The organism is Nonomuraea sp. NPDC054003, assembly GCF_055585125.1.
In genome coordinates this window covers 578123-597722 of sequence record NZ_JBVJKR010000005.1, presented here as the reverse complement: position 1 = coordinate 597722, position 19600 = coordinate 578123, and the positions used below count along the sequence as shown (strand labels likewise).

At 71.0% G+C, this 19600-nt stretch carries 18 protein-coding genes; 7 read left to right on the top strand and 11 right to left on the bottom strand.

Going from position 1 to position 19600, the window contains the following annotated elements; all coding sequences use genetic code 11:
• The first annotated feature begins 70 nt into the window (after nt 1–70).
• Nucleotides 71–472: a DUF4267 domain-containing protein gene (locus tag ACZ6YG_RS16505; protein WP_466018474.1), complete on the top strand. Its 402-nt coding sequence runs from the start codon at nt 71–73 to the stop codon at nt 470–472.
• Between the two features lie 21 nt (nt 473–493).
• Here the strand turns inward: ACZ6YG_RS16505 and ACZ6YG_RS16500 are convergent, their stop codons facing one another.
• The 5 genes from ACZ6YG_RS16500 to ACZ6YG_RS16480 form a co-directional block, all read right to left on the bottom strand.
• Nucleotides 494–1723: an aminotransferase class III-fold pyridoxal phosphate-dependent enzyme gene (locus tag ACZ6YG_RS16500; protein WP_466018473.1), complete on the bottom strand. Its 1230-nt coding sequence runs from the start codon at nt 1721–1723 to the stop codon at nt 494–496.
• Nucleotides 1724–1801: 78 nt separating this feature from the next.
• The gene (locus tag ACZ6YG_RS16495; protein ID WP_271276743.1) at nt 1802–4294 is read right to left on the bottom strand and encodes an ATP-binding cassette domain-containing protein; all 2493 of its coding nucleotides are present in this window, start codon (nt 4292–4294) and stop codon (nt 1802–1804) included.
• 69 nt (nt 4295–4363) lie between these two features.
• Complete coding sequence (locus tag ACZ6YG_RS16490; RefSeq protein WP_466018472.1) at nt 4364–5533, bottom strand: substrate-binding domain-containing protein; 1170 nt, start codon at nt 5531–5533, stop codon at nt 4364–4366.
• Nucleotides 5534–5578: 45 nt separating this feature from the next.
• Complete coding sequence (locus tag ACZ6YG_RS16485) at nt 5579–6625, bottom strand: ABC transporter permease (protein ID WP_148031743.1); 1047 nt, start codon at nt 6623–6625, stop codon at nt 5579–5581.
• A gap of 45 nt (nt 6626–6670) precedes the next feature.
• Nucleotides 6671–7426, bottom strand: a complete 756-nt coding sequence (locus ACZ6YG_RS16480) for an SDR family NAD(P)-dependent oxidoreductase (RefSeq protein ID WP_466018471.1) — start codon at nt 7424–7426, stop codon at nt 6671–6673.
• Nucleotides 7427–7569: 143 nt separating this feature from the next.
• Between ACZ6YG_RS16480 and ACZ6YG_RS16475 the strand changes: the two genes are divergently transcribed.
• The 4 genes from ACZ6YG_RS16475 (at nt 7570) to ACZ6YG_RS16460 (ending at nt 12015) form a co-directional block, all read left to right on the top strand.
• Nucleotides 7570–8433, top strand: a complete 864-nt coding sequence (locus tag ACZ6YG_RS16475) for a carbon-nitrogen hydrolase family protein (protein WP_466018470.1) — start codon at nt 7570–7572, stop codon at nt 8431–8433.
• Between the two features lie 29 nt (nt 8434–8462).
• Nucleotides 8463–9437 carry a cyclase family protein gene (locus ACZ6YG_RS16470; RefSeq protein ID WP_466018469.1) on the top strand — a complete coding sequence of 325 codons (975 nt, stop codon included), beginning with the start codon at nt 8463–8465 and terminating at the stop codon, nt 9435–9437.
• Between the two features lie 48 nt (nt 9438–9485).
• On the top strand, nt 9486–11180 hold the full coding sequence (locus ACZ6YG_RS16465; protein WP_466018468.1) for a dihydroxy-acid dehydratase: 1695 nt from the start codon (nt 9486–9488) through the stop codon (nt 11178–11180).
• Nucleotides 11181–11289: 109 nt separating this feature from the next.
• Nucleotides 11290–12015 (top strand): GntR family transcriptional regulator, encoded by a 726-nt coding sequence (locus ACZ6YG_RS16460; RefSeq protein ID WP_466018467.1) that lies wholly within the window; start codon nt 11290–11292, stop codon nt 12013–12015.
• On the opposite strand, the gene ACZ6YG_RS16455 is transcribed toward ACZ6YG_RS16460, so the two are convergent.
• From ACZ6YG_RS16455 to ACZ6YG_RS16430, 6 genes are all read right to left on the bottom strand, one after another.
• On the bottom strand, nt 12008–12628 hold the full coding sequence (locus ACZ6YG_RS16455; protein ID WP_148031737.1) for a response regulator: 621 nt from the start codon (nt 12626–12628) through the stop codon (nt 12008–12010). The two genes, ACZ6YG_RS16460 and ACZ6YG_RS16455, sit on opposite strands and share 8 nt — an antisense overlap.
• Nucleotides 12625–13833, bottom strand: coding sequence for a sensor histidine kinase (locus tag ACZ6YG_RS16450; protein ID WP_466018466.1), 1209 nt, complete (start codon nt 13831–13833; stop codon nt 12625–12627). The genes ACZ6YG_RS16455 and ACZ6YG_RS16450 overlap by 4 nt, the downstream gene beginning before the upstream one ends.
• A gap of 36 nt (nt 13834–13869) precedes the next feature.
• Nucleotides 13870–15690 carry a hypothetical protein gene (locus tag ACZ6YG_RS16445; protein WP_466018465.1) on the bottom strand — a complete coding sequence of 607 codons (1821 nt, stop codon included), beginning with the start codon at nt 15688–15690 and terminating at the stop codon, nt 13870–13872.
• A complete protein-coding gene (locus ACZ6YG_RS16440) occupies nt 15675–16442 on the bottom strand; it encodes an ABC transporter ATP-binding protein (RefSeq protein ID WP_466018464.1) in 768 nt (255 codons plus the stop codon). The genes ACZ6YG_RS16445 and ACZ6YG_RS16440 overlap by 16 nt, the downstream gene beginning before the upstream one ends.
• Before the next feature lie 102 nt (nt 16443–16544).
• Nucleotides 16545–16862: a sterol desaturase family protein gene (locus ACZ6YG_RS16435; protein ID WP_466018463.1), complete on the bottom strand. Its 318-nt coding sequence runs from the start codon at nt 16860–16862 to the stop codon at nt 16545–16547.
• Nucleotides 16859–17836, bottom strand: a complete 978-nt coding sequence (locus ACZ6YG_RS16430) for an alpha/beta hydrolase (protein ID WP_466018462.1) — start codon at nt 17834–17836, stop codon at nt 16859–16861. The genes ACZ6YG_RS16435 and ACZ6YG_RS16430 overlap by 4 nt, the downstream gene beginning before the upstream one ends.
• Before the next feature lie 72 nt (nt 17837–17908).
• On the opposite strand from ACZ6YG_RS16430, the gene ACZ6YG_RS16425 reads away from it, so the two are divergent.
• Together ACZ6YG_RS16425 and ACZ6YG_RS16420 are read left to right on the top strand one after the other, a co-directional pair.
• Nucleotides 17909–18466, top strand: a complete 558-nt coding sequence (locus ACZ6YG_RS16425; protein ID WP_466018461.1) for a TetR/AcrR family transcriptional regulator — start codon at nt 17909–17911, stop codon at nt 18464–18466.
• Nucleotides 18467–18617: 151 nt separating this feature from the next.
• On the top strand, nt 18618–19583 hold the full coding sequence (locus ACZ6YG_RS16420; protein ID WP_219547426.1) for an S-4TM family putative pore-forming effector: 966 nt from the start codon (nt 18618–18620) through the stop codon (nt 19581–19583).
• Nucleotides 19584–19600: the final 17 nt, after the last annotated feature.

Below are 19600 nucleotides of genomic sequence, written 5' to 3'. Positions count from 1 at the left end.
ACCGGCTCCAAGCACCCTCCAAACACCCGGGAGCAGCCTGGACGCGTCGGCACGTCAAAGGAGAAGAACCATGTCGCTGAAGAACGTCAACACCGTCCTGGCCGCCGCCGGTGCCCTGTTCATCCTCTACATCGGGGTGTCCTACGTCCTGACCCCCGAGACGTCCGCCCCGACCTTCGGCCTGCCGGACTGGCCTTCGGGCGACGGCGGCGGCTTCCTGATCCTGAAGGGCATCCGGGACATCGGGTCGGGCCTGGTCCTGGGCGTCCTGCTGGTGACGGGCCAGCGCCGGGCCCTGGGCTGGGTCCTGGTGACGATGGCCGTCATCCCGTTCGGCGACATGGCCAACGTGCTGGCCCACCACGGCTCGGTGGCCGCCGCGTTCGGCATCCACGGCCTGACCTCGGCGCTGGTGGCCGTCACCGGCCTGCTGATGCTGCGCGAGACGGGCCAGGCGGGCCGGCCCGCCTGACGCCCGCGAGCCCCGGAGGGCTCACCCGTCGCCGAACCGGTCGCGGACCGCGCGGAAGGCGGCCTCGGTGCCGGAGAGCGCCCGGGCCACCATCTCGTCGGTGTGCGACACGCTGACGAACCAGTTGTGCCTCGGGTGGATGTAGACGCCGTTGTCGAGCGCGACGCGGGAGAAGTGCATCATCCGTTCGAAGTCCTGATCGGCCAGGAACCGGAAGTAGGGCATCTGCGCGGGCCCGGTGTAGGAGATGGCGAGGTCGTGCGCCTTGGCCTGCTCCACGATGCCGCTTCTGAGCAGTTCGCCCGCGCGTTCCATCCTGGCGATGCCGTCCTCGTCGCGGATGGCGTTGATCGTGGCGATGGCGGCGGCCATGGGCACCGCCGCGAACCAGTAGGTGCCCGTGCTGAAGATGCTGGTGGCGGCGTCGCGCAGGGCTTCGACGCCGAGGACCGCCGAGACGGTGTAGCCGTTGCTGACCGCCTTGCCCCAGGCGCTGAGGTCGGGCTGGATCCCCAGGGACTCCCAGCTGCCGCCGAAGTTCAGCCGGAATCCGCAGCGGACGTCGTCCAGGATGAGCACCGCGTTCCTGGAGTCGCACACCTGGCGGAGTTCACGGGCGAACGCCGGGTCGACCAGTTCCTGGTCCTCGCCGTCGTTGTGCTTGAAGGGGGTGACGATGATGCCGGCCAGGTCGTCGCCCGCCTCGTCCACGGCGGCCCGCAGGCTCGCGTGGTCGTTGTACTCGAAGTACCGCAGGGCGGCGCGGTCCGACGGGAGCACCCCGGCCAGTCCGGGGGTGCACCAGGGGGCGGCTCCGTGGTAGCTGCCCCGGGCGACCAGGATGACGGATCTGCCGGTGGCGGCCCGGGCGATGGTCAGGCAGGTGGTCGTCGCGTCGGTGCCGTTCTTGGCCAGGTAGGCCCAGTCGGCGTGGTCGACGACGTCCACCAGCAGTTCGGCCAGTTCCACCATTCTGGCCGAGGGGGCGTTCTGGCAGTCGGCCCGCCGCCGCTGGGCCGCGGCGGCGGCCTCGACCCCGGCGTGCTGGTAGCCCAGGACGATGGGCCCGTATCCGCAGAGCAGGTCGACGAACTCACGGCCGTCGACGTCGCGGATCAGGGCCCCTTCGCCGTGGGAGAGGTACTGCGGGAAGTTCTCCGGGAACAGGCCCGCCCGCTGATGTCCGTACATCCCGCCTGGAATGACCCGGCGCGCCCGTTCGCGGAGCGCGGCGTCCGAAGTCCCAGCCATGATCACACTCGTCCTTTCAGAGGTCACACGAGAAGCAGGTCAGCAAGCCCCCGGAGGGGGAGAACGGGACGATCCTCCTTACGCCCGGGCCGCTCGGACCTGGGAGTAGATGGCCGTCGCGGCCAGCGCCATGAGGCCGAGCATCCAGTACTGCCATGCCTGCGACAGGCCGAGGAACACGGTGGTGTTCTGGATGACCTGCAGGAGTACGACGCCGAACAGGACGCCGATGAAGCTGCCCCGGCCGCCGAAGATGGAGGCTCCGCCGAGGACGACGGCGGTGATGCTGGCCATCGTGTAGCTGACGCCGGCGGTGGGGTCGCCCACGCCGATCTGCGCCATCAGCAGCAGGGCGCCGAGCATGGTGAGCAGCGCGCTGGCGACGTAGACGACGAGGTGGACGCGGGTCACCGGGATTCCCCGGTTGCGCGCGGCGTGCTCCGACGAGCCGGCGCCCCGCAGGCGCAGGCCCATCATCGAACGCCGGGACATCACTTCCAGCGCGATGAGGACGGCCGCGCCGACGATGACCGCGTAGGGGATCGGGCCGATGCGCGCGCCGAGCGCCTCGGTGACGGTGCTGGAGATCGATCCGCCGGGCGAGTCGCGCATGACCAGGGAGAATCCCTGGAGCGCGGTGTAGGTGACCAAGGTGGCGACCACCGGTGTCACCCTCGCGTATCTGACCATCATCCCGTTGCCCAGTCCCACGGCGGCCGCCGCGAGGAACATCAGCACGAATCCGAGGATCCACCACCCGGCTCCGTACCCGTCGAGCACGTAGAACGAGGCGATGACCACGAGGGTCCCGCTCAGGGGGCCGACCGACAGGTCGATTCCTCCGGTGAGCATGACGATGAGCTGCCCGGCGGCGAGGAAGAGCACGGGCGCCGCCAGGCCGAGCATGCTGGCGATGTTGAACTCGGACAGGAAGCGCTCGCTCCTGGTGGCGCTCACCAGGGCCAGCAGGACGATCGCGGCCGCCAGGAACAGGCTGGGCGCCTGCTCGCTGGAGAGCAGGCGGCGGAACCTGTCGAGCGGGCCCTTGCGCCGGGCCGGTCCGGCGGCCTCCTCGCTCTGGGCCGAGGTCGCCGCCGTGAGGGACGCCTCGGTGATGGCGTGCTCGGAGATCTCGTCGCCGGTCAGCTCGCGGACGACCCGCCCTCGGGAGAACACGAGCACGCGGTCGCACAGCCCGGCGAGTTCGACGTTGTCGGAGCTGAGCACGACGACCGGCGTCCCCGACTCGGCGGTGGAGCGGAGCCGGTGGTAGATGTCGGACCGTACGCCGACGTCGATCCCCTGGGTGGGTTCGTCGCACAGCAGCACTTTGGGGTCCGACAGCAGGGAGCGGCCGAGCACCACCTTCTGCTGGTTCCCGCCCGACAGGTGCTCCACGGCGGAGTCGGGCGAGGCCACCTTGATGCCGAGCTGGCGGATCTCCTCGGCCACCAGCGCGTTCTCGGCCGATCCCTTGACGACCCCGGCTGAGGCGGTCTGGTTCGTGGCGGCGACGCCGAGGTTCTCCTTGACCGACAGGACGGTCGCGACGCCTTCGACGTGCCGTTCCTGGGGCATGAGGACCACGCCGGCCCGGCGGGCGCGGCGGGGGCTGCCGAGCTCCACGGGCCGGCCGGCGACGGTGACGCGGCCGCCGGTGACGGGGTCGGCTCCGCCGAGCGCGCGGATGAACTCGCGCTGGCCGTTGCCTTCCACGCCGGCCAGGCCGAGGACCTCGTTGCGGGCGAGGGTGGTGGTGATCCCGCGGAGCCGGTCCGAGCGCAGATCGCGTACTTCCATGACGACGTCGCCGACGGAGGAGGGCCGCGGCGGGAACAGCGCGTCGATCTCCCGGCCCGCGATGCGGGTGATGATCTCCTCCTCGGTCACCTCCGAGGCGAGGAAGGTGCCGCGGATCTGGCCGTCGCGCAGCACGGTGAGACGGTCGGACAGGGCCATCACGTCGGGCAGCCGGTGGCTGATGTAGACGACGGCCATGCCGCCGGCGGCGGCCTTGCGTACCTGCTCGAACAGCCTGTCGATCTCGGCCACCATGAACGGCTCGGTGGGCTCGTCGAGGATCAGGACGCTGGGCTCGCAGGCCAGGGCCCCGCAGATCTCCAGCGCCTGCTTCTCGGCCAGGGTCAACCGGCCGGCCACGGCGGCCGGGTCGATGTCCATGCCCATGGGGAGCAGCCGTTCCCTGGCCCAGTCCTGGGCGTCGCCGAACGACGGCCGCAGCCGTTTGGGCACGCTCAGCAGGAGGTTCTCGGTGACGGTGAGGTCGGGGAGAAGCGCCGGGTGCTGGAAGGCGATGGCCAGGCCCTGCTCCCGGGCGGCGATCGGGGACAGGTGCCGCATCGGCTCGCCCGCGATCTCGATGGTGCCCGCGTCGGGTGCCAGCGCTCCGGACGCCACCGCCATGAGGGTGGACTTCCCGGCGCCGTTACCTCCCACCAGGGCGTGTATCTCGCCGGGGCGCACCTCGAAGTCGACCGCGTCGAGCGCGACGACGCCGGGGAAGCGTTTGGTCACCCCGCGGAGGACCAGTCCGGCTGTCGAATCGACCATGTGAAGGATCACTCCTCACTCGGCTCATCGCTTCCGCCGGGCGGGTGCCCGGCGGAAGGCGACAAGTGATCAGCTGTAGGCCTGCTTGAGCTGCTCCGGCGTGAGCTCGGAGGACAGGACAGCGCTGGCGGGAAGGTCGGGGTCACACTTCGGGGGCTTCGTCTCGTCGAGCGTGTCCTCGAAGATCGGGATGTTGATGATCTCCGGCTCGTCGTTCTCGATCCCCTGGTGTGCGGCGACGGCCTTGCGCAGCGCGAGACGGATGATCCAGGTACGCGCCGACACGGTCACGCTCTGGAAGGTCGGGTGCTTGTCGGCGTTCTCCTCCCAGGCGCAGGCGAAGCCGTTGTTGTCGTTGGCGGTCCACTTCGGCAGCGGCCGGCCGGCCTGGAGGAAGGCGCGGATGCCGCCCAGAGAGGCGTCGCCCGAGTCGGTGATCACGCCGTCGATGGTCGGGTACTTGGTGAGCAGCCCGGCCACGACCTTCTGCATCTGGGCGGGGTTCCAGTTGGTGTCGACCGGCTTGCCCGGCTCGTTCAGCAGCTTGACGTTCCCGCAGGCGGAGTTCTCCTTGAGCTCCTTCTCGATGCCGATCATCTCGGTGATGCTCTGCGTGTTGCCCGGGGTGCCGCCGAGGAAGACGACGTTGCCGCCCTTGTCGCCGAGCGCGTCGCACATCCAGCGGGTCCAGGTCACGCCGTCGTTGACCGTGTTGTGGCCGACGAACGTGGTGTAGTCCACGCCCGGCTTGCCGCCGGGGTTCGCCGTCCAGGGCACCACCTGCACGCCGGCCTTGTACGCCTCACGCAGGGTCGGCAGCAGCGCCTCGCCGGCGTCGGGGAAGACCACGAGGGCTTCGACGCCCTGGGCGACCAGGGCCTTGATGTCGCTGATCGCCTTCTGCGGGTTGTTCTGGCCGTCGGCGTAGGGCAGCACGGTGATGTTGGGGCACTTGGCGGCCTCGTCCTCGAACTCGGCGCGGGCCGTCTTGCGGAAGGCGTTGTCGCCGGTGCCGTCCGCGAGCGCGACCTTGACCGGCTTGGTGCCGCAGAAGTCGGACATGGGGCGCAGCTGGGAGACGTCGCCGATCTTGGCCGCGTTGTCGTAGACGGCCTCGACGCCGCCCTCGGTGGCGTTGTCCGCGGCGCCCGGCCCGCCGGCGCAGGCCGACACGCCGAGGGCGAGGGCCAGGACGGCGGCCGAGCCGCGGGCCCGGAAGCGGGCTCTGGTGGAGGTCATGGGGTTCTCCTGTCTGGGGGACACTGGTGAGGGGTGCCTGGTCGGCTAGCGCGATGGCAGCGTGGAGGCGGGGTCGGGGGCGCGGGTGGTCAGCCGCGCGCGGACGGCGCTCCACGGCACGCCGCGGGCCACCACGCTCAGCGCGAGTACGGCGGCCTGGACGAGGAGCTGGGTGGCGGTGGACGCGCCGGCGGCGAGCACCACCTGGTCCAGCTGGGTGAGGAAGAGCGCGGCGACGGCGGTGGCGGCCAGGTTGGTGATGCCGCCGGACAGCAGGCTTCCGCCGAGGACGACGGCCGCGATGGTGGGGAGCAGGTAGGTGTTGCCAAGCAGGATGTCCGGCGTGCGCAGGTAGCCGGCGAGCAGGACTCCGGCCAGCGAGTAGCAGATGCCCGCCGCCACGTACGCGCCCATCTCGTAGGAGCCGGTGGGCAGGCCGAGCAGCCGGGCCGCGGGCCGTCCGGCGCCGACGGCGATGAAGCGCCGGCCGAGCACCGTGTGGCGGATGATCCAGTGCGCGAGCCCGACCACGACGACCGCGACCAGCAGCAGGTTCGGGATGCCGGCGACCGATCCGACGGCGAACGCGCTGAGGGCGGCGCTGGCGGAGGCGGGGAAGCCGCTGGAGACCTGCAGGACCACGCCGATGAGGATGGAGTTGACCGCCAGGGACGCCACGAACGCCGCGATGGACAACCGGACCACGGCGAAACCGATGATCAGCCCGCCCAGCGCGCCCGCGACCAGGGCGAGCCCGACGGCCGCCCAGACGGGGACTCCGGACGCGGCGGGGAGTTTGGTGGCGAGCACCGCGGCCAGCGCCATCCCGCCGGGCACCGACAGGTCGATGCCGCCGTGGGCGACGACGAGGGTCTGACCGAGCGCGGCGATCGCCATCACCGCCGCGAACGGCAGCATGGACAGTACCGCGGATCCGGACAGGCTGCCGGGTGAGATGAGCGGGCTGGCGGCGAAGAGCAGCAGCGTGATCAGCCAGATGGAGGAGAAGCGACCGGCCCTGAGGCGACGCAGATCGATCAGTCCACCAGGTCCGGCGCGCTTGGCCGGCGGCGAGGTCGTACGCCGAGACATTTACGAGTACCTCTCTGGAAATCTGCAGGGACCGCGGGTCCGTGCTCAGATGGCGGTGTAGCCGCCGTCTACGGCCACGTCCGCGCCGGTCACGAAGCTGGCGGCGGAGCTCAGCAGGAAGGTGACCACCTTGGCCACCTCGTGGGGGTCCGCCAGGCGGGCGATCGGGTGGCCGGCGATGAGCCGCTGCCGTGCGGAGTCGGGATCGGGCTGGGAGCCGAGGTAGGTGGCCAGCTGCTCGGTGGCGACCGATCCGGGGCTGACGACGTTGCAGCGGATCCCGGCGGCGGCGTAGTCGACGGCGATCTGGCGCGACAGCTGCAGTACCGCTCCCTTGGAGGCGCAGTAGGCGGCCTGGCCGGGCAGGCCGACCGTGCCGGAGATCGAGGAGAGGTTGACGATCGACCCGGGGGTCCCCTGGGCGAGCATCGCGGCCACCGCGTGCCTGGACAGCAGGAAGGTGCCGGTCGCGTTGACCGTCATGACCCGGTTCCAGTCGTCGAGGGTGGTGTCGACCAGGGGTTTGGCCACGATCGTGGCGGCGCAGTTGACCAGGCCGTCGAGGCGTCCCCACCGGTCGGTGGCGATCTTGACGGCTTCGGCGACCGCGTCCTCGTCGGTGACGTCCAGCCCGTGTGCCAGGGCGTCGTGTCCGCTGGAACGGAGTTCGGCGGCGAGCCGTTCCACGGGTTCGACGCGTTGATCCGTCAGGAGAACGGACGCGCCGGCCGCCGCGCACTCGCGCGCTGTGGCGGCGCCGATGCCGCCTCCGGCACCGCTGACGATCACTACTTCTGGCACAACTCAGCCCCTCTCCCGCGGAATGTCCGATTCGTCGGGTCACCATTGCATGCAGCGTGCAGCATGTCAACGACTTGACGTGCTGCATGCTGCATGCCACTCTGCCGGGTATTCACTCACCACCGGACCCGAGGGATGGCACGTTGACCGGCTCACCTACCGCAAGCGGCGTCCAGGTCGGGGTCGCTCAGATCAGCGTCGACCGGACAGACGTGGCCGCCAACGTCGAGCGGGTCATCGAGACCCTGCGGGCCGCCGCGGCGGGCGGGCACCAGCTCGTGGTCTTCCCCGAGTGCGTGCTGACCGGCTACCTGTTCGACTCCCGCGCCGAGACGCGCGCCGCCGCGATCGGCGCCGCCGACCCCAGGATCGCCCGCATCGTGCGAGCCTGCGCGGAGACCTCCGTGCACGCGGTGGTGGGCCTGCTGGAGGAGGCGGACGGGCGGGTCTACAACTCGGCCCTGGTGCTCGGACCCTCCGGGATCATCGGCCGCTACCGCAAGCAGCACCTGCCCTACCTCGGCGCGGACCGGTTCGTCGACCCGGGCGCCGACGCCGCGCCCCGGGTGGCCGACACCCCCTTCGGCCGGGTCGGCGTGATGATCTGCTTCGACCTGCGCTTCCCCGAGTCGGCCCGCGAGCTCGCGCTCCAGGGCGCCGACCTCATCGCGATGCCCACCAACTGGCCCACGGGGTCGGACATGCTCGCCGACCACATGACGCGGGTGCGCGCGCTGGAGAACCTCGTCTATCTCGCGGTCGCCGACCGCGCCGACGCCGAGGCCGGCACCCGCTTCATGGGCAGAAGCCAGATCATCGCCCCCTCCGGAGAGGTGCTGGCCGACGCGGGCCAGGACGAAGGGCTGTTCGGGGCGTCGATCGACGTCCGGGCCGCCCGTACGAAACGGCTGATCAAGAAGCCGGGCGAGTTCGAGCTGCCGGTGTTCGCCGGGCGCCGCCCCGAGATGTACGGCGAGCTCACCCGCCCGATGGCCTCGGGCCAGTAACCGGATCGAACAGGAAGGCCGACATCACCATGTGTGGACCAGCGCTCATCAGCGAAGCGACCAGGAACAAGATCGCGGCGTACTGTGCGGAGTTCCGCGAGGTCACCCGCAGCCCCTTCGGTCCCGACGACGAGATCGGCATGCTCAACCTGATCACCCCCGAGGCGTCGCGTGAGGTGCTGAGCCGGGCGGACGGCGGCAGCGTCATCGACCTGTCGGTGGACTACTTCGTCGGCATGCCCTCGTGGACGAAGGCCGGCGACCCGAACTTCCAGCAGTGGATGACGCACACCCCCGCCGGCACGGTCCTCGACGACATCACCGGGGTGGGCCGCGAGCAGAACGAGCTGGTCTCCTACTCGGGCGACGCCATCTCGATGTACACCCACTGCGGGACGCACATCGACACCCTGAACCACTTCGGCTACAACGGCAAGATCTGGAACGGGTTCTCCGCCGAGGAGCACATCAGCTCCCGGCACTGGACCAAGTGCGGCGCGGAGAAGATCCCTCCGATCATCGCCCGCGGGGTGCTGTTCGACATCGCCGCCCTGTACGACACCGACATCCTGCCCGACAACCACGGGATCGGCGCGGACGACCTGCGCGAGGCCATGCGGCGGCAGAACGTCGAGTTCCGGCCGGGCGACGTGGCGCTGATCCGCACCGGCCGGATGCGCGCCTGGCCCGCGATCGACGCCTACATCGACAACAGCCCAGGGCTGAACCTGGAAGGGGCCGAGTTCCTCGCCCGGATGGGCGCCTCCGTCATCGGCGGCGACACCCTCGCCCTGGAGCAGATGCCCGGCGCGGACGAGGAGAACTGGCAGGTCGTCCACACCTATCTCCTGGGGGAGGCGGGCGTCCCCATCATGGAGGTCGTCGACTGCGAGCAGATCTCGGCCGAACGGCTCTACGAGTTCGCCTTCGTCGCCGCCGCCATGAAGCTGCGCGGCGCGACCGGCGCCCCGATGCGCCCGCTCGCCATGCCGCTGCGCCCGTGACCCTGCCGGCCCCCTTCTCCCGAACCTGCCAGACCCCCGGAGGTCCCCATGCCCGCCCGACCGACTGAGTCGGCCATCGACCGGAGCCGTACGTCGTACGGCGACGACGGTTTCAGCACCTATCTACGGCGTGCTTTCCTGGCCTCCAGCGGGTACGACGACGAGGCGCTCGACCGGCCGATCATCGGCATCGCGGTGACCAAGTCCGACTACAACACCTGCCATCGCGACATGCCGGCCCTGCTGGAGGCCGTCAGACGCGGCGTCCTGGAGGCCGGCGGCCTGCCCATGGACTTCCCGACCATCTCTCTCGGGGAGATCCTCACCTCCCCGACGACGATGCTGTTCCGCAACCTGCTCGCGATGGACACCGAGGAGATGATCCGCGCCCTGCCGATGGACGCCGCGGTCCTCCTCGGCGGGTGCGACAAGACGGTGCCGGCCCAGCTCATGGCCGCCGCCTCCTCCGACAAGCCGGTCCTGCTCGAAGTGGTCGGGCCGATGATGACCGGCAGCTGGCAGGGCGAGCGCCTCGGCGCCTGCACCGACTGCCGCCGCTTCTGGGGCAGGCACCGGGGCGGCGAGCTCGACGAGTCCGAGATCACCGGCGTCCGCAACGAGCTCGTGTCGACCGCGGGCACGTGCGCGGTCATGGGCACCGCGTCCACCATGGCCTGCATCACCGAGACCCTCGGCATGATGCTGCCCGGCGGCGCCACCCCTCCGGCCGCCACCGGCGCCCGCCTGCGGCACGGCGCCGCGACCGGCCGCCGGGCCGTCGAACTGGCCCGGTCGGGAGGCCCCGTACCCCGCGAGATCCTCACCCCGGCCGCCTTCCGCAACGCCGTCCGGGTGCTCTCGGCGATGAGCGGGTCGACGAACGCGCTGGTCCACCTGATCGCCGTCGCGCGGCGGGCCGGAGTGGACCTCACGCTCAAGGACTTCGACGTGATCGGCGCCGACGTGCCGTTCCTGGTCGACTGCAAGCCCGCCGGATCGGGATACCTGGAGGACTTCCACCGGTCGGGCGGCCTGCCGGCCCTGCTCAAGGTCCTCGAACCGCTGCTCGAACGGGAGACCGTCGGCGTCTCCGGCAAGCCGCTCGGCTCGCTGATCGACGAGAGCCCGGCGCGCGAGGACTGGCAGACGACGATCCGCCCGCTGGAGGACCCGCTCGGCGCGGCGGGCAGCCTGGCGGTGCTCCAGGGCACGCTCGCGCCGAGGGGAGCGGTCATCAAGTCGGCGGCCGCGAGCCCGCACCTGATGAACCACACCGGGCCGGCCCTGGTCATCGACTCGGCGCAGGACGCCCAGCGGATCCTGGACGACCCGGACCTGGACGTCACCCCGGACCACGTCCTGGTGCTGCGCAACGCGGGGCCGATCGCGGCGGGCATGCCCGAGGCGGGCGCCCTGCCCATCCCCGCCAAGCTGGCCCAGGCCGGGATCAGGGACATGGTGCGGGTCTCCGACGCGCGGATGAGCGGCACCTCCTACGGCACCGTGGTGCTGCACTGCGACCCGGAGAGCGCCGCCGGAGGACCGATCGCGCTCGTCCGCGACGGCGACCTCATCAGGCTGGACGTCGCGGCGCGGCGGCTCGACCTCCTCGTGGACGAGGACGAGCTGGAGCGCCGGCGCGCGGACTTCGTCCCGCCCGAGCTGCCCGCACGGGGATGGCGCAGACTGTACGCGCAGACGGTCCTGCCGGCCAGCGAGGGAGCGGACCTGTCGTTCCTCTGACCGGCGGCGTTGCATGCCGCATGCCACATCTTCGTCCTGAGTGATATCGTCTCGGCCGACCACGGCGTTCTGGCGCTGCGCGGACCGACTGACCGGGAGCCATGTCCATATGGAGCAGATCTCGACGGACCAGACGTCGCTGGCGGCCCAGACCTTCGAAGCGGTCCGCCGGGCCATCGTCACGGGTGAGCTGGCACCTGGCACGCTGCACTCCGTCGTGGAGATCGCCGCCCAGCTGGGGGTCTCGCGGACGCCCGTCCGTGAGGCCCTGCTGCAGCTCGCCACGCACGGCGTGGTCCGGTTCGAGCGGAGCCGGGGCGTCCGGATCCTCGAGATAGCCACGCGCGACATCGAAGAGATCTACACGCTGCGCTACCTGCTCGAAGTCCCCTCGGCCTACCGCGCCGCGACCATGATGACCGACGACCAGATGGCGTCCTTCTCCAAGGCGCTCGAACGGATGCGGCAGGCCTGCGAGAGCGGGGACGAGCGGCTCTTCCAGGAAGAGGACGTGGCCTTCCACGAGATGATCCTGGAGGCCGCGGGCAACACGCGGGTGACCCAGTCCGTCGCGACGATGCGGGCGCAGATGGCCGCGCGCGGCCTGTCCACGACCAAGACGCGGACTCTGTGGGACATCTGGCGGGTTCACGAGCGCATTCTCGAGGCCATCCAGGCCCGGGACGAGCAGGGGGCGGCCCAGGCCATGCGCGATCATCTCCTGGGGACGACGCGGCTGCTGCTGACCCAGTCGACCGGCGACCCGGAGGCCGGCGCCCGCTACGCCCCGCCCGTGCTTCCCGTCTTCACCGACGACGAGCCCGCCGCTAACTGAGCAGACCTCGCCGGTAACCCTCGCCGACGGCGGCGGCGCGGTCGCGGACGCCGAGTTTGTCGTAGATGTGCAGCAGGTGGGTCTTGATGCTCGCCTCGCTGATGAAGAGCTTGGCGGCCGCCTGGCGATTGGAGGCGCCGTCGGCGACGAGGGCGAGGACCTGAAGTTCGCGGTCGGAAAGGGCAGCCTTGACCGGTCTGCGCACCTGGCCCATCAGACGGCCCGCGACGGAGGGCGACAGGACCGGCTCGCCGGCGGCCGTGGCGCGGACCGCGCGCAGGAGCTCGTCGGTGGGGGCGTCCTTGAGGAGATAGCCGGTGGCGCCGGCTTCGATGGCGGGCAGGACGTCGGAGTCGCCGTCGAACGTCGTCAGGACCAGGGTCTTGATGTGCGGATGGGAACGGCGCAGGGCGGTGATGGCGGTGACGCCGTCCATCTCGGGCATGCGCAGGTCCATGAGGACGATGTCGACCCCGAGCGCGGCGGCTCGGTCGATGCCTTCGCGGCCGTTGGCGGCCTCGCCGGCCACCTCGATGTCGGGCTCGGCTTCGAAGGCGGCGCGCAGGCCGTCGCGGACGATGGGGTGGTCGTCGACGATGAGGAGGCGGATCACAGCACGTTTCCTTGGAGCGCGGGGACGGTGGCGCTGACGGCGGTGCCCTCGCCGGGCGTGCTCTCGATCTCGAGGGAGCCGCCGACGCCGCGCAGGCGCTGACGCATGCTGCTGAGACCGAACCCTCTGCTGCCGGGGTCGTGGATGCCGGTGCCGTCATCGCGGATGTCGAGCAGGACGACCGGGCCGGTGTAGGAGAGGGTGAGGCCGGCGCGGGTGGCGCCCGCGTGTTTGGCCACGTTGGCGAGGGCTTCCTGGGCGACGCGGAAGAGGGTGACCTCGATGGCGGGGCTGAGGGGGACGCGGTCGCCGGTCACCTCGACGTGCAGGTCGACGCCGGTGGTCTGGGTCCAGTTGCGGGCCAGGGTCGCCATCGCCTCCGGGAGGTGGGCTTCCTCGAGCTCGCGGGGCTGGAGGGCGGCGACGGAGCGGCGGGCCTCGGTGAGGCTGTCCTGGGCGAGGTCGAGCGCGAGTTCGAGGTGGGTGTCGGAGTCCTTGACGCGCTGGGCGGCGCGCAGCTGGGTGATGATGCCGGTCAGTCCTTGGGCGAGGGTGTCGTGGATCTCGCGTGCCATGCGCTGGCGTTCGTCGAGGATGCCGGCCTGGTGGGCCTGGGTGAGGAGCTGGGCGTGCAGGTCGGCGTTCTCCTCCAGGGCGGTCTGAAGGTCGCTGACTGCTTGGCGGTATTTGCGCTGCCGGTCCTCGATCCTGATGCCGAGGATGTGGCCGCCGCCGATGGCGACGGTCTGCACGGCGACGATCGCCACGTGGAAGGCGATGAGCTGGACGGTGGCCTGGGTCCAGTCGAGCGTCGAACCGTACAGGACGACGGAGGTGGCGGCGACGGCGGCGAAGGTCCACTTGGAGGGGGCGAAGTTGGCCGCCAGGAAGAAGCCGGAGATGCAGTAGATGACGAAGATGGGGTCGTGGAAGGCCAGCAGCGCGGCCGTGGACAGGACGCCGGCGAAGTGAACGGTGACGGCCACCCTCCGTCCGCGCACGGCGGCGGGAAGGAGGGTGCGGACGCCGAGAATCCAGGCGAGGGCCAGGGCGGTGAGCGCGAAGGTGCGGGGGATCCCGCCTTCGGGCTGGTCGGGTGAGGCCAGGCTGATGACGAGGGAGACGGCGAGGGTGACGTAGGGGATGACCTCCACGGCGCGCTCGAAGCGCCGCTCCCAGGTGGAGGGCGGGAAGGGGTCGTTCATCCGGGGCGATGCCCTCCTCTCGGGTACGGGTGCGGCTCAGCCGCTGGTGACCGACGAGGACGAGCTTAGGCGCATGGGGATGAGGATGGCGTAGCCGTACATGAGCAGCCCCAGGGCGATCATGAAGATGATCACGGGCCATTGCCAGATCGGCGGGAGGTGCAGGGCCAGGAACCATACGGGGTTGTCGATGCCGAAGATCTTCATGACCATGGGCACGAGTCCCTGGGGGAACAGGGGGAGCCAGGCGATGGTGTAGCAGATCATGACACCGATGCGGTGCTGGATGGGGAGGTCCGCGGTGGTGGGTTTGTCGGCCTGGGGCGCCGGGCCGTGCTTCATGAGGTTGAGCAGGTCGATCCCGTGGTTCTCGAGTCTGCGGTAGGCGATCCTGCCGAGTCCCCAGGCGCCGAGGGCTCCGGTCAGCACACCGGTGGCGACGCCGGCCCAGGGGTTGAGGAGGATGGCGCCGGCCGCGGGAAGGGCGGTCGCGGGGACCGCGCAGAGCACGAGCCAGGCCAGGCTGGTCTCGGCGGTCTCGTCGGCGCCGGTGCTGAGCGGGTTGCCGCCGCGCTTGTGCGGGTCGGTGCCGGGGACGAGCGAGGTGACGGCGAGCAGGACGATGATCCCGGCGCCGCCGCCGAGGAGGGCGGGAAGCAGGCCGAGCACCCACGGCCAGGCCCACGTCTCGCCGCTGACGAGGGTTCCGGCCAGGGAGAGGGCGACGGCGGCCGGGCCGACGATGAGCAGCCAGGCCAGCTGGCGGCCGCGTACGTCGGCGCGTTCCGCGCCGGGGGTCATGAGGGTGAGCCACAGGGCCGTCCCGTCGGCGCCGTAGAGGTTGGCCGAGGACGCGGCCGCCATCACGATCGCGATGAGCCCCGCGAAGGGGACCATGACCCAGACGTCGATGGTGATGAGCAGGAGAGGGGTGACGATGGCGTAGGAGAAGGCGGTGGCGAGGAGCTGGATGCGGACGAGGTCGCGCCACCAGGCGCGCAGCTCCTTGGCGGCGACGGCGCGGGCGCCGCTGGTGGCCGGGAAGGGGCGGGGCGTGCCGCGGCGGGGCGGCACACCGCCGCGTGCGGCCGAGACGACGCGCCGCGACAGCAGGACCGCCCAGGCGGCCAGGAGGAGGGCGATCACGCCCGTGTTGGCGACCAGGATGGCGATGGCGAGGGGCCAGGAGGCCTCGATGGCGGCCACGCCCCATCCGGAGGGCAGGACGCGGACGAACACCTCGGACCAGGCGTCGGTGTCGGTGACGCCCATGGCTACGACGGGTGCCCAGCCGTTGCTGCACAGGGCGATGGCGGTGCCGGTCACGATGCCGACGGCGGCCGCGGTGGCACGGGATCTGACGAACAGGCCGATGAGCGCCACGACGACGCGGGAGATCATCACCATCGTGACGAGCGTGGTGACGGCCGCCACCAGGCCGACGAGCACTCCGGCCGGGCCGAAGCGCCACCCGTACACGGGCAGCGACAGCAGGGCGATGAGATTGACCGCGGGCGCGGGGCCCGCGAAAGCGCCGGCGAGCAGGGCGGCGGCGATCCGGCCCGGCCTGGCCGGGAGCATGGAGAAGTATTCGGGGCGCAGGGCCTCGTTGCCGCCCCCGATGAAGATGGGGCCGAAGATCCAGCCGGAGAGCCACACGGCCAGGGCGAGGGGCAGGTAGGCGGGCCACAGCACGGCGACGGCGATCGTGCCGAGGGCCAGGAGCAGCCCGAACGAGACGCCGGCGTACAGGTTGGTGGCGTCGTCGCCGCGCAGGGAGTTGCGCATGAGTGCCAGCCGCATGCGGATCATGTGCTGCGCCATGGCGGCCGGGCCGGGGGTCAGGAGGTGAGCCATACCAGCCCCTCCGTTCCGCCGGTGCGGGCGCCGACGAGGCCGACGAAGGCGTCTTCCAGGGTCGCGGCGCCGCGCACGTCGGCGAGCGGCCCGGCGGCGACGACCCGGCCGTCGGAGATGACGCCCACGTGGTCGCAGATCTGCTCGACGAGAGCCATCACGTGGCTGGAGATGATCACTGAGCCGCCGTTGCCCGCGAACCTGCGCAGAATGGTCCTGATCGTGGCCGCGGAGATGGGGTCGACGGCCTCGAAGGGCTCGTCCAGGACGAGTAGGCGGGGGGCGTGCAGCAGGGCGACGGCCAGGCCGATCTTCTTGCGCATGCCGGTCGAGTACTCGATGATCAGCGTCCGCTCGGCGGAGTCCAGTTCGAGGACCTGGAGGAGCTCGTCGGTGCGCTCGGCGACCACGGCGGGGGGCAGGCCGCGCAGCAGGCCGAGGTAGGTGAGGGCTTCGCGGCCGGTGAGCCGTTCCGGCATGGCGTTCCCGTCGGGCAGCACGCCGATCAGCGCCTTGGCCTGGACGGTGTCACGCCAGACGTCCACGCCGAAGATCTCGGCGCTGCCGGCGTCGGGACGGAGCAGGCCGACGGCCATGGCCAGGGTGGTGGTCTTGCCGGCGCCGTTGGGGCCGACCAGGCCGTAGAAGGAGCCGGCCGGGACGGTGAGGTCGATGTCGTCGACCGCCACGTGGTCGCCGAAGACTTTGCGGAGTCCGGCGGTGCGGAGTGCGGGCTCCTGGTGTGTTGGCATGCATCGAGAATCGCGCGGCGGCCGGGGCGACGGATCGTCCGGGCGGGAAGCGAGATGGTGGATTCCGGCATCAACCGATCGGTTGATGCCGGGACCCCCGTCCTACGTCGCCGTCCGCTCCGGCGGTGTCGGTTCGGTGTGGCACGCACCGGAGGCTCGGAAGGGTTCGGCGAGCTGGCCGGAGGCGAAGCGGCGGTCGGGGTCGTAGAAGAAGGTGCCGAGCAAGTGGTCCCAGACCAGGGTGAACAGCCCGAAGTTGACGTCGCCGACGCCGGCCTCTTTGAGGTGGTGGAAGCGGTGGCCCTCGTTGAGGGCGAGTTGGAGGGCGGCGTGCGCGTGCGGTTCGGTGGTTCCGACGTCGCCGGTGAAGGCCAGCCGGCCCGGCTCCAGCGTGGCCGTCCTCTGCCAAGTGCCGGTCATCGGACGAGGGAGTCCCGGAGGAACCCGGCGATCTCCGCCCGTGCGGCCTTGGCCTGCGGCACCACGCCCGGCATGCTGAGGAACGCGTGTGTCGCCCCGGGATGTTCGGTGAGCCGCACGGGTGTCCCAGCGGCTCGCAGTCTTTCGGCGTAAGCGCGGCCGTGATCGGCCAGTGGGTCAAGGGTCGGCACCACCACGAGCGCTGGGGCCAGTCCGCCCAGATCATCGGCGTACAGCGGCGACAGCGCACGAGGATCGGTTCCCGGCGGAACGGCGAACCGGTGGAGCAACCGCAGTTGCGGCAGGCTGAGGGTCGGGCTGTGGGCATGCCGGGTGATCGAGGCGTGGTCGAACATGGTCGAGGTCAGGTCGACAGCGGGGTTGACCAGCACTTGCGCCCTCAGGACCAGCCCGGACTCCCGGGCCCGGATCGCGGCCAGGGCGGCGACCATCGCGCCGGTGCTCTCCCCGAAGACGGCGGTCCGCGCCGGGTCGACCCCCCATCGGGCGGCGTGCTCCAGCACGTGCCGGAGCACGTCCCAGCCGTCGTCGACGGCTGCCGCCAGCGGTGTCCGCGGGTCGAGGAGGCGGTGCTCGACCGAGACGACGATCGCGGGCAGGCGCGCGGCAAGGTGACTGTTCACCCAGTCGCACTGCGCCGCCGTGCCCACGAACCCGCCTCCGTGCACGTGGAGCACCAGGGGCAGGTCGGCCCGGTCGGCGCCCACCGGCCGGTAGATCCGGACCGGGACGTCACGGCCGGGCAGCGCCACCTCCTGCCACCGGATGCCGGCGCCACGGTCGGGAAAGCCGGTGATCACCCGTGCCAGGCGGGATGCCCGCTTGCGGTTCTCCGCCTCGCGGTAGGCGACCAGTTCCTCGTCCGTGATGGCCGGCCAGTCCGGCTCCCTTCCCAGGGCACGCAGCAACCGGATGCCCAGCGGCGGCCGCTCCGTACCGGTGATCTCGCTCAATGTTAGCTCCTTGGTGTTTCGCTACCTGAAGTATCGATACTAACGGTAGCGCAAATGACTATCCTGGGAGCCATGACCGCCAGACCGCCCGGTCGCCCACGCTCCGGCGTCCACGCCGTGGTCTTCGCCGCCACGCTGAGCACCGTCCACGAACTCGGCTACGCGCGGGCCACCGTCGACCGCATCGCCGCCGCGGCCGGCATCGCCAAGACGACGATCTACCGTCGCTGGCCGACCAAGGGCGCGCTGATCGTGGACTGCCTCCTTGACGCGTTCGGCCCGATTCCACTGGAAGGCGCCGGTCGCGCCGAGCTCATGTCCTCGGCCATCCGCTGGATCGCTGCGAAGATCGCCGAACCCGGCGTGGGCGACGCGTTCGCCGGCGTCTTCAGCGACGCCGTCAGCGATCCGGCCCTGCGCGAAATCCTGTCCACCCGACTGCAGGACCCCTACCGGATCGCCCTCCAAGAGGCGCTCGGCGAGCCGGAGAACCGGGTCCTGTTCTTCATCGACGTCGTCGTCGGAACCCTGCTCCACAGGATGGGCATGACCGGCGAGCCGATGGCCGACGACGACGTCACCACACTGACCGAGCTGGTCCTGCCGCACTTCACCGGATCGCCTCCCTGAGCGATGGATGGGGCGACGCCACGGGCGGCCGGAGCGGCTGCGCACCGGTGAGAGCGGCCATGCCCTCGTCACTTGGAAGCGTCTCGCCGGTTGCCGACAATGGGCGCATGCCTGCTCCACACCGCGGCGGCTCCGGCGATCGGACGGTCGAATGACGCGCTCTTCCGCCAGCCCCCAGAACCCGCCGCGGGGCGTGCCTGCGCGGGCGATCGACCAGCGCCAGCTCGACCAGGACATGGTGCGCCTACAGCGCGCGGCCGCGGCCAGCCACCAGCGCGGGCAGTTGGCTGAGGCGCTGCGCGCGGTGATGGCGGCCGCCATGGCGGCCGGAGGGGTGGTCACCACGCTGACGGGGATCGGCCGTACCCCTGTGGCGATCGTCGGATTCCTGTGGTTTCTCATTTCCGTCATCCCGCTGCGGCTGGTGGTGGCCTCGCTTGCCAACCAGGGGGCGTTGCTGCAGGAGATGTTCGACACCGCCCTGTTCCACCTGCCCTGGCGCGGCGCGGTCGCCGGCGAGCCGATCGCGGATCCCGACGTCTCGCGCCTGGCACGCAAGCTCAAACCGGGCAGCACGAAGGATCGGCGGGTCACCGATGGCTGGTACGACCCCACGGATCGCGTGCACCATCCGTATGACGTGTTGATCGCCCAGGAGCAGAACCTCGCCTGGGACGCGCGGCTGCGCCGCCGCTACGGCCGCCTCGTGCTCGCGGCGGCGATCGTGTGGTGCGTCATCGGCGTCCTGGCCGGGATCGTCGCCGGGGTCACGATGACGGACGTGGTCGTCAGCTATTTCGTCCCCTCCCTGGCCGCTTACCAACTGGCCCTGGAAACCTGGTACAGCCAGGAACGCCTGGCCACCGAGCGCGAGCGGCTGCTCAAGCTCGTCACCGCGGAACTGCGGAAAGCACGTCCCGGGAAGATCGACGAGGCCGAATGGCGGAGGCTGCGTGAACTGGCCCGCGACATCCAGGACGGGATCCTGCGCACCCGGCAGGACATCAGCCGCGTCCCCGAGTGGTTCTACCGGCACTACCGCGGCAACGACGAACGGGACTTCGCGGATACGGCCGAAGGACATCGGCGCCGCCTGGCCGAACCGGCGAGCCCTTAGCGGGGGATCATCGGCGT